Annotated in this window: 16 protein-coding genes and 3 tRNA genes; 16 read left to right on the top strand and 3 right to left on the bottom strand. The window is 70.1% G+C overall.

Annotated features, from left to right (window positions below; genetic code table 11):
* Nucleotides 1–26: 26 nt before the first annotated feature.
* The 6 genes from Srubr_RS28275 (at nucleotide 27) to Srubr_RS28250 (ending at nucleotide 2,780) form a co-directional block, all read left to right on the top strand.
* Nucleotides 27–99, top strand: a tRNA-Thr gene (locus Srubr_RS28275).
* A 46-nt stretch (nucleotides 100–145) separates the two neighbouring features.
* Nucleotides 146–218: transfer RNA gene (locus tag Srubr_RS28270), tRNA-Met, on the top strand.
* Nucleotides 219–308: 90 nt separating this feature from the next.
* The gene (gene rpmG, locus Srubr_RS28265) at nucleotides 309–473 is read left to right on the top strand and encodes a 50S ribosomal protein L33 (protein ID WP_003948671.1); all 165 of its coding nucleotides are present in this window, start codon (nucleotides 309–311) and stop codon (nucleotides 471–473) included.
* Nucleotides 474–636: 163 nt separating this feature from the next.
* Complete coding sequence (locus Srubr_RS28260; protein ID WP_189994205.1) at nucleotides 637–1,089, top strand: MaoC family dehydratase N-terminal domain-containing protein; 453 nt, start codon at nucleotides 637–639, stop codon at nucleotides 1,087–1,089.
* Nucleotides 1,090–1,096: 7 nt separating this feature from the next.
* Nucleotides 1,097–1,525, top strand: coding sequence for a MaoC family dehydratase (locus Srubr_RS28255; protein WP_189994203.1), 429 nt, complete (start codon nucleotides 1,097–1,099; stop codon nucleotides 1,523–1,525).
* Nucleotides 1,526–1,724: 199 nt separating this feature from the next.
* Complete coding sequence (locus Srubr_RS28250; protein ID WP_189994201.1) at nucleotides 1,725–2,780, top strand: UDP-N-acetylmuramate dehydrogenase; 1,056 nt, start codon at nucleotides 1,725–1,727, stop codon at nucleotides 2,778–2,780.
* Between the two features lie 31 nt (nucleotides 2,781–2,811).
* Here the strand turns inward: Srubr_RS28250 and Srubr_RS28245 are convergent, their stop codons facing one another.
* Entirely contained in the window at nucleotides 2,812–3,444 is a 633-nt protein-coding gene (locus tag Srubr_RS28245) for an NAD(P)-dependent oxidoreductase (protein ID WP_189994200.1), read from the bottom strand.
* Nucleotides 3,445–3,558: 114 nt separating this feature from the next.
* On the opposite strand from Srubr_RS28245, the gene Srubr_RS28240 reads away from it, so the two are divergent.
* Complete coding sequence (locus Srubr_RS28240; protein ID WP_189994198.1) at nucleotides 3,559–4,182, top strand: TetR/AcrR family transcriptional regulator; 624 nt, start codon at nucleotides 3,559–3,561, stop codon at nucleotides 4,180–4,182.
* A gap of 12 nt (nucleotides 4,183–4,194) precedes the next feature.
* Here the strand turns inward: Srubr_RS28240 and Srubr_RS28235 are convergent, their stop codons facing one another.
* Nucleotides 4,195–5,244 (bottom strand): adenosine deaminase, encoded by a 1,050-nt coding sequence (locus tag Srubr_RS28235; RefSeq protein ID WP_189994196.1) that lies wholly within the window; start codon nucleotides 5,242–5,244, stop codon nucleotides 4,195–4,197.
* Between the two features lie 127 nt (nucleotides 5,245–5,371).
* Nucleotides 5,372–6,598: a pyridoxal phosphate-dependent aminotransferase gene (locus Srubr_RS28230; RefSeq protein ID WP_189994194.1), complete on the bottom strand. Its 1,227-nt coding sequence runs from the start codon at nucleotides 6,596–6,598 to the stop codon at nucleotides 5,372–5,374.
* 261 nt (nucleotides 6,599–6,859) lie between these two features.
* Between Srubr_RS28230 and Srubr_RS28225 the strand changes: the two genes are divergently transcribed.
* From Srubr_RS28225 to rplL, 9 genes are all read left to right on the top strand, one after another.
* A tRNA-Trp gene (locus Srubr_RS28225) sits at nucleotides 6,860–6,932 on the top strand.
* A 106-nt stretch (nucleotides 6,933–7,038) separates the two neighbouring features.
* The gene (gene secE, locus Srubr_RS28220; protein ID WP_189994192.1) at nucleotides 7,039–7,323 is read left to right on the top strand and encodes a preprotein translocase subunit SecE; all 285 of its coding nucleotides are present in this window, start codon (nucleotides 7,039–7,041) and stop codon (nucleotides 7,321–7,323) included.
* A gap of 80 nt (nucleotides 7,324–7,403) precedes the next feature.
* Nucleotides 7,404–8,267 carry a transcription termination/antitermination protein NusG gene (gene nusG / locus Srubr_RS28215; RefSeq protein ID WP_189994191.1) on the top strand — a complete coding sequence of 288 codons (864 nt, stop codon included), beginning with the start codon at nucleotides 7,404–7,406 and terminating at the stop codon, nucleotides 8,265–8,267.
* A 26-nt stretch (nucleotides 8,268–8,293) separates the two neighbouring features.
* Nucleotides 8,294–8,743 carry a hypothetical protein gene (locus Srubr_RS28210; RefSeq protein ID WP_189994189.1) on the top strand — a complete coding sequence of 150 codons (450 nt, stop codon included), beginning with the start codon at nucleotides 8,294–8,296 and terminating at the stop codon, nucleotides 8,741–8,743.
* 131 nt (nucleotides 8,744–8,874) lie between these two features.
* Nucleotides 8,875–9,309 carry a 50S ribosomal protein L11 gene (rplK, locus tag Srubr_RS28205; RefSeq protein WP_023547415.1) on the top strand — a complete coding sequence of 145 codons (435 nt, stop codon included), beginning with the start codon at nucleotides 8,875–8,877 and terminating at the stop codon, nucleotides 9,307–9,309.
* 109 nt (nucleotides 9,310–9,418) lie between these two features.
* Nucleotides 9,419–10,144: a 50S ribosomal protein L1 gene (rplA, locus tag Srubr_RS28200; protein ID WP_189994187.1), complete on the top strand. Its 726-nt coding sequence runs from the start codon at nucleotides 9,419–9,421 to the stop codon at nucleotides 10,142–10,144.
* Nucleotides 10,145–10,310: 166 nt separating this feature from the next.
* Nucleotides 10,311–11,240, top strand: a complete 930-nt coding sequence (locus Srubr_RS28195) for an SCO4651 family lipoprotein (RefSeq protein WP_189994185.1) — start codon at nucleotides 10,311–10,313, stop codon at nucleotides 11,238–11,240.
* Between the two features lie 655 nt (nucleotides 11,241–11,895).
* Nucleotides 11,896–12,426, top strand: a complete 531-nt coding sequence (gene rplJ, locus Srubr_RS28190; protein ID WP_030601305.1) for a 50S ribosomal protein L10 — start codon at nucleotides 11,896–11,898, stop codon at nucleotides 12,424–12,426.
* Nucleotides 12,427–12,537: 111 nt separating this feature from the next.
* Nucleotides 12,538–12,924 (top strand): 50S ribosomal protein L7/L12, encoded by a 387-nt coding sequence (gene rplL / locus Srubr_RS28185; RefSeq protein ID WP_373313474.1) that lies wholly within the window; start codon nucleotides 12,538–12,540, stop codon nucleotides 12,922–12,924.
* The last annotated feature ends 388 nt before the right edge of the window (nucleotides 12,925–13,312 follow it).

Here is a 13,312-nt window from a genome sequence, read left to right as displayed (position 1 = left end):
CGGACCGTGTAATGTCTTCATCGCTCGCCCCAATAGCTCAGTCGGCAGAGCGTCTCCATGGTAAGGAGAAGGTCAACGGTTCGATTCCGTTTTGGGGCTCTGATGTGAGAGGTTCCCGTCGCAAGACGGGAGCTGATCTCATCAAAGCGGTGTAGCTCAGTCGGTAGAGCAAGCGGCTCATAATCGCTGTGTCACCGGTTCAAGTCCGGTCACCGCTACTGACAGTAGCCGATTGCGGGGTCGGTCCTTCGATCGGCTACTCTTTCTTGCGTTGAACCAGTCCATCCGTTCGTCTTAGGAGCACTCACGTGGCTGCCACCGACGTCCGCCCGAAGATCACGCTGGCCTGCGTGGAGTGCAAGGAGCGGAACTACATCACCAAGAAGAACCGGCGTAACAACCCGGACCGTCTTGAGATGAAGAAGCACTGCCCGCGTTGCAACGCGCACACCGCGCACCGCGAAACGCGATAAATCAGGCTCGTCCGTGAGGCCGTCCCCTTCCGAGGGGGCGGCCTCACGGCGTTTCCACGGCCCCTCCCGCATCGAGCCTCCCCCCACCGGTCCCCTGCGCATTCCGCGACCGGTTTCCGGCTAACTTGGGGCCATCACAGGAGAGATCAGGAGGTGCCGGGCCATGGCGCTCGACCAGTCCTTCGTGGGACGGACCTACCCGCCCACCGCGCCCTACGAGGTGGGCCGGGAGAAGATCCGTGAGTTCGCCGAAGCGGTGGGCGAGACCAATCCGGTGTACACCGATCCCGAGGCCGCCAAGGAATTCGGTCACCCCGATGTGATCGCCCCGCCCACCTTCGTGTTCTCCATCACTTTCCGGGCCGCCGGACAGGTCGTCCAGGACCCGCAGCTCGGCCTGGACTACAGCCGCGTGGTGCACGGCGACCAGAAGTTCGCCTACGCCCGCCCGGTGCGCGCCGGCGACCGGCTCACGGTCACCTCCACCATCGAGGCGGTCAAGACCCTCGCGGGCAACGACATCCTGGACATCCGCGGTGAGGTCCACGACGAGTCCGGCGAGCTCGTCGTGACCGCCTGGACCAAGCTCGTGGCCCGCGCGGCCGAGGAGGCGTGAGAATCCGATGACGGCGAAGATCGCGTACGACGAGGTCGAGGTCGGCACCGAGCTGCCGGCGCAGAGCTTCCCGGTGACACGCGCCACGCTGGTGCGCTACGCCGGTGCCTCCGGGGACTTCAACCCGATCCACTGGAACGAGAAGTTCGCCAAGGAGGTGGGCCTGCCGGACGTCATCGCGCACGGCATGTTCACCATGGCCGAGGCGATCCGCGTGGTCACGGACTGGACCGGGGACCCGGGGGCGGTCGTGGAGTACGGCTGCCGCTTCACCCGGCCCGTCGTCGTCCCGAACGACGACCAGGGCGCGCTGATCGAGGTCAGCGGCAAGGTCGCGGCCAAGCTGGACGACCACACCGTCCGGGTGGACCTCACGGCGACGAGCGCCGGCCAGAAGGTGCTGGGCATGTCCCGGGCGGTCGTACGCCTGGCCTGACGGAGCCGGAGCCGATGTAAGGGGCGCCCTCTCTTGAGGGACGCCCCTTACGCATCGCTGGGACGCCCCTTACCCGCCGGTCCGCCTCCGCGGCTTCGCCGATGTGCGGCAACGGGCACGCGCGCGTGCGTGGCGTTCCCGAGGGCAGGTGCTCCCCGCCTGCCCGGACCCCTCGGTGACGTCTCGTACGCTTGGCCCCGTGCAGGTACTCCACGACGCCCCCCTTGCCCCGCTGACCACCTTCCGGCTCGGCGGCCCCGCGACCCGGCTGGTCACGGCCGGCACCGACGCCGAGGTGATCGCCGCGGTGCGCGAGGCCGACGACAGCGGCACGCCACTGCTGGTCATCGGTGGCGGCTCGAACCTGGTCATCGGCGACAAGGGGTTCGACGGCACCGCGCTGCGCATCGCCACGCGCGGGTTCGAACTGCGCGGCAACACCCTGGAGCTGGCGGCCGGCGAGGTGTGGAGCGACGCCGTCGCCCGCACCGTGGAGGCCGGGCTCGCCGGGATCGAGTGCCTGGCCGGCATCCCCGGCTCCGCGGGCGCCACCCCGATCCAGAACGTGGGCGCCTACGGCCAGGAGGTCTCCTCGACGATCACGGAGGTGATCGCGTACGACCGCAGGGCCGGCCGGACCGTCACCCTGGCGAACGAGGAGTGCGCCTTCTCGTACCGCCACAGCCGTTTCAAGGCCGACCCTGACCGCTATGTCGTGCTCCGGGTCCGTTTCGGCCTGGAGGACGCGGACGGGCTGTCCGCGCCGCTGAAGTACGCCGAGACCGCCCGCGCGCTCGGCGTGGCGACCGGCGACCGGGTGCCGCTCGCCGACGCCCGCGAGACCGTGCTGAAGCTGCGCGCCGGGAAGGGCATGGTGCTGGACCCCGAGGACCACGACACCTGGTCCGCCGGTTCCTTCTTCACCAACCCGATCCTCACCGACGAGCAGTTCGCCGCCTTCCACGCGCGCGTGCGCGAGCGGCTGGGCGAGGGCGCCGAACCGCCCGCCTACCCGGCGGGGGAGGGCCGTACGAAGACCTCCGCGGCCTGGCTGATCGACAAGGCGGGCTTCACCAAGGGCTACGGCACCGGCCCCGCCCGCATCTCCACCAAGCACACCCTCGCCCTGACCAACCGCGGCGGGGCCACCACACAGGACCTGCTCGCCTTGGCCCGCGAGGTGGTCGACGGGGTCCGCGCGGCCTTCGGCGTCACGCTCGTCAACGAGCCGGTGACCGTCGGCGTGAGCCTGTAGGGACAAGACCGGCGGGAGCCGCCGGGCCGGCTCAGTAGGCCACTCCCACGCCCTGCCGCACGGTCTCCTTGGCGTCGATCATCGACAGCATCGCGTGCGCGACGTCCGCGCGCGCGAGGAAGCGGCCCTTGACGGGGCTGCCGCCGACGACCGTGCGGTAGCGGCCGGTGAGCGGCTTGTCCTGGAGCCGCGGCGGCCGTACGCACGTGAAGTCGGTGCCGCCGCGGGACAGGTCGGCCTCCATCTCGCGCAGATCGGCGTAGACGTCCCTCAGGACCGCCGACACGATGCCCCGCACCGCGCGGTCCAGGGGGCCGTCGCCCTCGGGTGCCGGGCCGACCGGGGCGGCACTGACCACCAGCAGCCGGCGCACCCCCTCCGCCTCCATGGCGCGGACGATCGTACGGGTCAGCCGGGCGGTCACCCCGTCGGCCCTGCGGCCGCGCGGTCCCAGGCCGGACAGGACGGCACGGCGGCCCCGGACCGCGGCGCGCAGCTCCTCCGGGTCGTCCAGGCCGCTGCGGACGACCTCCAGGCGGTCCCCGGACACCGGGAGCCGGGCCGGGTCCCGTACGACCGCCGTGACCTCGTGACCGGCGTCCAGGGCCTGGCGGACCAGCTCGCGGCCGGTCCCGCCGGTGGCACCGAAAACAGTGAGTTTCATGGTGTTCCCCGATTCCCGTGCGCGTATCCCAGGGGTGAGTGAGTGCTCACTTACCTGCGTGGCTCCTAGAGTGAGTAATCACCCACCCGCCCGTCAAGGCCGATTAGGAGTTCCATGGAGCCCGTGGAGACGAAGCCCGCGCGTGTGCGCATCCTCGACGCCGCCCACGAGTTGATGCTCACCGTCGGACTCGCCCGCGCCACCACCAAGGAGATCGCCCGCGCGGCCGGCTGCTCCGAAGCGGCCCTCTACAAGCACTTCGACAGCAAGGAAGAGCTCTTCGTACGGGTCCTCACCGAGCGGCTGCCCCGGCTCACCCCGCTGCTCGACAGCCTCGCCGCCGCACCGGGACGGGCCACCCTGGAAGAGAACCTCACCGGGATCGCCCGCCAGGCCGCGCTCTTCTACGAGCAGAGCTTCCCGATCGCCGCCTCCCTGTACGCCGAGACCCAGCTCAAACGGCGCCACGACGACACCTTGCGCGCCCTCGGCTCCGGCCCGCACATGCCCATCCAGGGCGTGGACGCCTACCTGCGCGCCGAACAGGCCGCCGGCCGGGTCCGCGCCGACGCCGACACCTACGCCGCCGCCTCGCTCCTCCTGGGCGCCTGCGCCCAGCGGGCCTTCGCCTACGACGCCACCGAGACCGGCCGACGGCCACCGGTGGACGAGTTCGCCGCCCGCCTCGCCCGGACCCTCCTCGGCGGCATCCGCGCCCCGCAGGAGCCCGCCGGGTGACCCCGGGCCCCGTCAGGCGGTCCGGACAGCCGGACGGGTCAGCCAGTCGTCCACGCCCGCCAGCAGCCGCGCCTTGACCTCCTCGGGCGCGGCCGAGCCCCGCACCGACTGCCGGGCCAGCTCGGCGAGCTCCGCGTCCGAGAAGCCGTGGGCGTGCCGGGCGATCTCGTACTGAGCGGCCAGCCGCGAGCCGAACAGCAGCGGGTCGTCCGCGCCCAGCGCCATCGGCACGCCCGCCTCGAAGAGGGTGCGCAGCGGGACGTCCTGCGGCTTCTCGTACACGCCGAGCGCCACGTTCGAGGCCGGGCACACCTCGCAGGTCACGCCCCGGTCGGCCAGCCGCTTCAGCAGCCGCGGGTCCTCGGCGGCCCGCACCCCGTGCCCGATCCGCGTGGCGTGCAGGTCGTCCAGGCAGTCCCGGACCGACGCCGGGCCGGACAGCTCGCCGCCGTGCGGGGCCGACAGCAGGCCGCCCTCGCGCGCGATGTGGAAGGCCCGGTCGAAGTCCCGCGCCAGGCCCCGCCGCTCGTCGTTGGAGAGCCCGAAGCCGACCACGCCCCGGTCCGCGTAGCGCACCGCCAGCCGGGCCAGTGTGCGCGCGTCCAGCGGGTGCTTCATGCGGTTCGCGGCGACCAGGACGCGCATGCCGAGGCCGGTCTCCCGGGACGTGGTCTCGACCGCGTCCAGGATGACCTCCAGGGCCGGGATCAGACCGCCCAGCCGGGGGGCGTACGACGTCGGGTCCACCTGGATCTCCAGCCAGCCCGAGCCGTCCCTCAGGTCCTCCTGCGCGGCCTCCCGGACCAGGCGCTGGATGTCCTCCGGGGCGCGCAGGCAGGAGCGGGCGGCGTCGTACAGCCGCTGGAAGCGGAACCAGCCCCGCTCGTCCGTGGCGCGCAGCCGGGGCGGGTCCCCGCTGACCAGGGCGTCCCTCAGCGTGTCGGGCAGCCGTACGCCGTACTTGTCGGCCAGCTCCAGCACGGTCCCTGGTCGCATCGACCCGGTGAAGTGCAGGTGCAGATGGGCTTTCGGCAGCTCAGAGAGATCACGTACACGCTCCATTCCCAGATCCTGCCGTACGTCACCGCCTTCCCGGTAGCCGTTTCACCGTAGGTGGGCTTGCCCGTACACACGAACGGGCCGCCTCCCTACGGGGAGACGGCCCGCACGCGCGCGTGGCGGCCGGGAACTAGTCCCGCGCCTCCGCCAGCAGCTTCTGGACGCGGCTCACGCCCTCGACGAGGTCCTCGTCGCCGAGCGCGTACGACAGCCGCAGGTAGCCCGGCGTGCCGAAGGCCTCGCCCGGGACGACCGCGACCTCGGCCTCCTCCAGGATCAGCGCGGCCAGCTCGACGGTGTCCTGCGGGCGCTTGCCGCGGATCTCCTTGCCGAGCAGCGCCTTGACCGAGGGGTAGGCGTAGAACGCGCCCTCGGGCTCCGGGCAGACCACGCCGTCGATCTCGTTGAGCATCCGCACGATGGTCTTGCGGCGCCGGTCGAACGCCTCGCGCATCTTCGCCACGGCCTCCAGGCCGCCCGAGACGGCGGCCAGGGCGGCCGCCTGGGCCACGTTGGAGACGTTGGAGGTGGCGTGCGACTGGAGGTTCGTCGCGGCCTTGACGACGTCCTTCGGGCCGATGACCCAGCCCACGCGCCAGCCGGTCATGGCGTACGTCTTCGCCACGCCGTTGACCACGACGCACTTGTCGCGCAGCTCGGGCAGGAGCGCCGGCAGGGACACCGCGGCGGCGTCGCCGTAGACCAGGTGCTCGTAGATCTCGTCGGTGAGCACCCACAGGCCGTGCTCAAGGGCCCAGCGGCCGATCGCCTCGGTCTCGGCCTCGGAGTACACCGCGCCGGTCGGGTTGGACGGGGAGACGAAGAGGACGACCTTCGTCCGCTCCGTGCGCGCCGCCTCCAGCTGCTCCACCGAGACCCGGTAGCCGGTGGTCTCGTCCGCGACGACCTCCACCGGGACACCGCCGGCCAGGCGGATGGACTCCGGGTACGTCGTCCAGTACGGCGCCGGGACGATGACCTCGTCGCCCGGGTCGAGGATCGCGGCGAAGGCCTCGTAGATGGCCTGCTTGCCGCCGTTGGTGACCAGGATCTGGGAGACGTCGGGCTCCCAGCCGGAGTCGCGCAGCGTCTTGGCGGCGATCGCGGCCTTCAGCTCGGGCAGGCCGCCGGCCGGGGTGTAGCGGTGGAACTTGGGGTTCTTGCAGGCCTCGACGGCCGCCTCGACGATGTAGTCCGGGGTCGGGAAGTCGGGCTCACCGGCGCCGAAGCCGATCACCGGACGCCCGGCGGCCTTCAGGGCCTTGGCCTTGGCGTCCACGGCGAGGGTGGCGGACTCGGAGATCGCGCCGACGCGGGCGGAGACCCGGCGCTCGGTGGGAGGGATTGCAGCGCTCATGCGGCCCATCGTTCCAGACCGGAAACGCCCCCGGCACACGGGTTTCACAGACTGGGCAGCCGGGGACCGAGGGGCGAACAGGGGTCCGGATCCGGCCCCCGGCCAGGACGATCTTCCGTTCCGGGATCCCGACGGGCGCTTTCTGTTCGACGCCGGGCCCCGGACCACGTACACTCTCACCTCGTTGGCCTCTCGACGGCCGCCGCCGAGCCGGTGCACATCGGGCACCCGGTCGGATGCGGTACGTTGGGGGACACACAAAGGGTCGTAGCTCAATTGGTAGAGCACCGGTCTCCAAAACCGGCGGTTGGGGGTTCAAGTCCCTCCGGCCCTGCTACACACACCGCCAGGATGTGTGCGCATGTACGTACAGCAATGCACCGCCGTGCGGCTCAGAAACCGGGCGCGGCACGGCCACGACCCGGGATCAGGTGAGGACTATGACGGACGCCGTAGGCTCCATCGACACGCCTGATGCCCGGGACGAGGTGCCCGAGTCCAAGAAGGCCCGCAAGGGCGGTAAGCGCGCCAAGAAGGGCCCGCTGAAGCGCCTCGCCACCTTCTACCGCCAGATCATCGCGGAGCTCCGCAAGGTCGTCTGGCCGACGCGCAACCAGCTGACTTCGTACACCACCGTGGTGATCTTCTTCGTCGTCATCATGATCGCTCTGGTGACCGTGATTGACTATGGGCTCGACCACGCGGCCAAGTACGTCTTCGGCTGAGCCAAAAGCGAAGGGCGCCGTGGTACCGGCGCCCCTTTTCGCATGTTCCACCCCTATGTATCCAGGAAGAAGCAGCCATCGTGTCTGACCCGAACCTGAACGACGACGCCACTGAGCCCCGCGGGCTGGCTGCCGAGACGGTGGACGACGAGCTCGACATCGTCGAGGGCGCGGACGACCAGGACGAGTTCGAGGCTGCCGAGGCCGAGGCGGGGGAGCCGGCCGAGGAGGCCGCCGTGCACGCCGAGGACGCCGAGGACGACGACGTCTCCGAGGACGAGGGCGACGAGGCCGCCGAGGAAGCCGTCGCCGAGACCGCCGCCCCGGTCGACCCGGTCCAGGCCCTGCGCGAGGAACTGCGCACCCTGCCCGGCGAGTGGTACGTCATCCACACCTACGCCGGTTACGAGAACCGCGTGAAGACCAACCTGGAGCAGCGCGCCGTCTCGCTGAACGTCGAGGACTACATCTTCCAGGCCGAGGTGCCGCAGGAGGAGGTCGTCCAGATCAAGAACGGCGACCGCAAGACGATCAAGCAGAACAAGCTGCCGGGTTACGTCCTGGTCCGCATGGACCTGACGAACGAGTCCTGGGGCGTCGTCCGCAACACCCCGGGCGTCACCGGCTTCGTCGGCAACGCCTACGACCCCTACCCGCTGACCCTGGACGAGATCGTCAAGATGCTCGCCCCGGAGGCCGAGGAGAAGGCCGCCCGCGAGGCCGCCGAGGCCGAGGGCAAGCCCGCCCCGCAGCGCAAGGTCGAGGTCCAGGTGCTGGACTTCGAGGTCGGCGACTCGGTCACCGTCACCGACGGCCCGTTCGCCACGCTCCAGGCGACCATCAACGAGATCAACCCCGACTCCAAGAAGGTCAAGGGCCTGGTCGAGATCTTCGGCCGGGAGACCCCGGTCGAGCTGTCCTTCGACCAGATCCAGAAGAACTGAGCACACTCCCCGGAAGCGCCCCGCCGGTGACCACCGGACCGGGGCGCTTCCGCCGTGTCCGGCCCGCCCTCGTCGCCGCGGCCGTGCTGGTGCCGCTGGTCTGGCTGTACGCCGTCTGCGTGCCGGCGGCCCGGCAGCGCACCGGACTGCGTGGCGCCGAGCCGGTCGCGGCCACCTTCCACGACGGGGCCTGCCTCCTCGGCCGCTGCGCGGTGACGTACTCCGTCGCGGGGGAGCGGGTGACGGCCGCCCTGCCGGCCGGTACGCGCGCGTGGGGCCACACCGAGGGTGACGCGGTGTCCGTGCGCGCCGCGCCCGGCGAGCCGGAGCGGGTGGCGCTCGCGGACGACACCGGGCGCGGGGCCGTCGCCGCGCTGCTCGCCGTGCCCGTGGGCGCCAGCTTGCTCGCGTTGCTCGCCGCGGCCGTGCACGTGCTGCGCGACCAGCGCCCCGAGGAATCCGCGCAGGGTGCCTGACCTGGGGGATTTCTTGTCTCGTGGGGACAGCGGCTATCGTTGTGCGGTATGCCATCTGCGGGATCATGCAACGGCATGGATCCGCCAGTCGCAGACGGCCATCAACCTCTCAGTAAGGACCCGGAGAGAGCATGCCTCCCAAGAAGAAGAAGGTCACGGGGCTCATCAAGCTCCAGATCCAGGCCGGCGCCGCCAACCCGGCCCCGCCGGTCGGCCCGGCGCTGGGCCAGCACGGCGTCAACATCATGGAGTTCTGCAAGGCCTACAACGCCGCGACCGAGTCGCAGCGCGGTTGGGTCATCCCGGTGGAGATCACGGTCTACGAGGACCGTTCCTTCACCTTCGTCACCAAGACGCCGCCGGCCGCGAAGATGATCCTCAAGGCCGCGGGCATCGAGAAGGGCTCCGGCGAGCCGCACAAGACCAAGGTCGCCAAGATCACCGAGGCGCAGGTCCGCGAGATCGCCCAGACCAAGATGCCCGACCTGAACGCGAACGACCTGGACGCCGCCGCGAAGATCATCGCCGGTACCGCGCGTTCCATGGGCGTCACGGTCGAGGGCTGAACCCCACCTTCGTAGCAGTCATGCGGCTGCCTGCATTTCGCGGCCGCACGTGGCAGGGCCTGCTCGGCCCAGGGACCACGACTCCTTTCAGAACACACAGGAGCAAGTTGTGAGCAAGCGCAGCAAGGCTCTCCGCGCTGCGGACGCCAAGGTCGACCGGGAGAAGCTGTACGCCCCGCTCGAGGCCGTCCGTCTCGCCAAGGAGACCTCCACGACCAAGTTCGACGCCACCGTCGAGGTCGCCTTCCGTCTGGGTGTCGACCCGCGCAAGGCCGACCAGATGGTCCGTGGCACCGTGAACCTTCCGCACGGCACCGGTAAGACCGCCCGGGTCCTGGTCTTCGCGACCGGCGACCGTGCCGAGGCCGCGCGTGCCGCGGGCGCCGACATCGTCGGTGCCGACGAGCTGATCGACGAGGTCGCGAAGGGCCGTCTGGACTTCGACGCCGTCGTCGCCACCCCGGACCTCATGGGCAAGGTCGGCCGCCTCGGCCGCGTCCTCGGCCCGCGTGGTCTGATGCCGAACCCGAAGACCGGCACCGTCACCCCCGACGTGGCCAAGGCCGTCACCGACATCAAGGGCGGCAAGATCGAGTTCCGCGTCGACAAGCACTCGAACCTGCACTTCATCATCGGCAAGGCGTCCTTCGACGACTCCAAGCTGGTGGAGAACTACGGCGCCGCGCTGGAGGAGATCCTCCGTCTGAAGCCGTCCGCCGCCAAGGGTCGCTACATCAAGAAGGCCGCCATCACCACCACGATGGGCCCCGGCATCCCGGTCGACCCGAACCGCACCCGCAACCTCCTCGTCGAGGAGGACCCGGCCGCCGTCTGAGCCCCGGCTCAGCGCGGTAGCCGCGTCAGGGACGCGTGAACGAAAAGGGCGGGCCCTGGAACCTCTCCGGTTCCGGGCCCGTCCTTTCTGTGTACGTCCTTTCGAAGGACTGTCAGTGGCCTGGGCTACGGTGCAGGCACAGGACACACAACAGGGGTGGGAGCAGATGAAGAGCACGACCGTGCGCCGGGCGACCCTTTCCATCGCGGTGGTGGCCGCGCTGACCGGAGTGGCCGCCTGCGGCTCCTCCGACTCCGGCAAGGGCGACGACAAGGCTGCCGGCAAGGGCGCAGACAAGGGCGCGATACACCTCAGCCCGATCGCCGCGCTGCGGTCCGTGGAGAAGTCCACCGACCAGGCCGACTCGGCTAAGGTGCGCTCCACGACGTCCCTCGGCGACGTCATGTCGATGACCGCGAACGGCGCGCTGACCTGGAGCGACGGTCTCAAGGGCAACCTGACCATCACCTACACCGGTGGCCAGATGGCCGAGCTGATGAAGAAGGCCGGCAACCAGTCGATGGAGGCCCGCTATCTGCAGGACGCCTACTACGCGCACATGAGCGAGGCGTACGCCCAGCAGGCGGGCGGCGGCAAGCACTGGATCAAGTACTCCTACGACGACCTCGCCAAGTTCGGCGGCCCGTCCGGGTCGTACATGAAGGACCAGCTCCAGAACGCCACGCCGAACCAGTCCGTGAAGATGCTGCTGGCCTCCGGCGACGTGAAGAAGGTCGGCGAGGAGAAGGTCTCCGGCGTTCAGACGACGCACTACTCCGGCAAGGTCGATGTCGCCGACCTCGCCGACAAGACCAGCAACCTCGGCGCCGACCAGATGGCGGCCCTGAAGAAGCAGCTCAGCCAGGCCGGCATCACCACGGAGACCATCGACGTCTGGGTCGACGACCAGGACCTCCTGATCAAGAAGACCGAGAAGGCCACCACCGCCAACGGCACGCTGAACAACACGACGTTCTACTCCGACTACGGCGTGAAGGTCAGCGCCGAGGCCCCGCCGGCCGACGACACCAAGGACTTCGGCGAGATGATGAAGTCCGGCGGCATGGCCACGGGCGGGACGGGCACGGCCTCCTGAGCCCGAGGCCGGCCCTGAGCCGGCCGGGCACCTCCCCAGGCACCATCCGGAGCCTCGGAGCCCGCCCCACGGCCACACAGCGCCCTGCGCCACGCTGGTGGGCTCTGGAGGAGCGCTGCCCCGGCCCCGGCGCTCACCCGCCCGCGGGGAGCCCTTGCCGGGGCCGCCCAGGCCCCACGGGACCCGCGCCGGGGCTCACGGCCGCGCCACGGGACCCGCGGCGCGCCGGGGCTCACCGGCCGCGCCACGGGACCCGCGTCGGCTCACCGACCGCCTCCGGGGCCGGAGGGGCCGCTCTGCCCTCTGGCCCCCGCCCACCGCCCCGGGGCCGGCCCTGGCCGGCCGCCCTGTCCCCACCGCAGCCACCCCCGAACGGCCCGATTTGCTCCGTGGCGTTCCGGTCCCGTACTCTCTCGGAGAAGCCAAAGACCGCTGGTCGTTGCCGTGCGCTCGTGTGAGGGTGCGGTGGCCGAAGGATCCGCTGAAAAGTGGACGACCCGCGCAGGTGACAGTGGAAGTACTCCCGGAGTGCCCGCCGAGCGCGTGCAAGATCCGGTCGAGTCCGCCCCGTGCGCCTGCGCCGGGGCGTTTCGTTTTCCCCAGTCCTCCTTCGGGTCCGCGCGGTCCGAATCACCCGGAAGGAGGCCGAGGCTCTATGGCGAGGCCCGACAAGGCTGCCGCGGTTGCGGAGCTGACGGACAAGTTCCGCAGCTCCAACGCCGCCGTGCTGACCGAGTACCGCGGTCTCACCGTGGCGCAGCTCAAGACGCTGCGCCGGTCGCTCGGTGAGAACGCCCAGTACGCCGTGGTGAAGAACACGCTGACCAAGATTGCGGCCAAGGAGGCCGGGATCACGCTGGAGGACCAGCTCTTCGCTGGCCCGACGGCCGTCGCCTTCGTCACCGGTGACCCGGTGGAGTCGGCGAAGGGTCTGCGTGACTTCGCCAAGGAGAACCCGAATCTCGTCATCAAGGGCGGTGTCCTTGACGGCAAGGCGCTGTCCGCCGACGAGATCAAGAAGCTTGCGGACCTCGAGTCCCGCGAGGTTCTGCTCAGCAAGCTGGCCGGTGCCTTCAAGGCGAAGCAGTCCCAGGCTGCCTCCGTCTTCCAGGCGCTGCCGTCGAAGCTCGTCCGCACCGTGGACGCGCTGCGCGCCAAGCAGGCCGAGCAGGGCGGTGCCGAGTAATTCGGCTCGCATCATGACCGCAGCCGTCAGGCAGCGGTCGTAGCGGGCCGAACGTACGCCCGCCATTCATGTACATCCGGCACCAGCCGATTTAGTGGAAGGAAAGCCATCATGGCTCTCACCCAGGACGAACTGCTCGCCGAGTTCGAGGGCATGACCCTGATCCAGCTCTCCGAGTTCGTGAAGGCGTTCGAGGAGAAGTTCGACGTCACCGCTGCCGCCGCTGCCCCGGTCGTCGTGGCCGGCGGTGCCGCTGGTGGCGGCGAGGCCGCCGCCGAGGAGGAGAAGGACGAGTTCGACGTCATCCTCACCGGCGCCGGCGACAAGAAGATCCAGGTCATCAAGGTCGTGCGTGAGCTGACCTCCCTGGGTCTGAAGGAGGCCAAGGACCTCGTCGACGGCACCCCGAAGCCGGTCCTCGAGAAGGTCAACAAGGAGGCCGCTGACAAGGCCGCCGAGGCCCTCAAGGGCGCCGGTGCCTCCGTCGAGGTCAAGTAAGACCTTCGCGAGCGCCACAGCGGCCCGCTAGGGCTGTAACGCGAACGCACCGAAGGGCGATCATCCATCCGGGTGGTCGCCCTTCGGCGTTCCCCGGAGTCTGGCGAGGGCCGCCTTGCACCTGTGTTCGTGCGGGGTAAGGTGATCTTCATCGTGTCTCCGGACGCCCCGGTTCCGGCAAGGAACCCTTGACGAACCGCACGCAGCGCGCAATTCTCAGGACGCGTCGTCACAAGGATCCGAATCCGAGGCATGGATCGACGACGAAGAGGGCAGTATCAACGTGCGTTGAGGGCAGGATGCCGAGGGCGTTGAGAGAGGCGTTGAGCACAACGAGGGTCTTCGAAAACCCGCGCTGGACATCAGTGTGCCAAGTGGCTACACTGAC

Source organism: Streptomyces rubradiris, from assembly GCF_016860525.1.
GTDB classification, from domain to species: domain Bacteria; phylum Actinomycetota; class Actinomycetes; order Streptomycetales; family Streptomycetaceae; genus Streptomyces; species Streptomyces rubradiris.
This window is presented reverse-complemented; position numbering and strand designations above follow the sequence as displayed.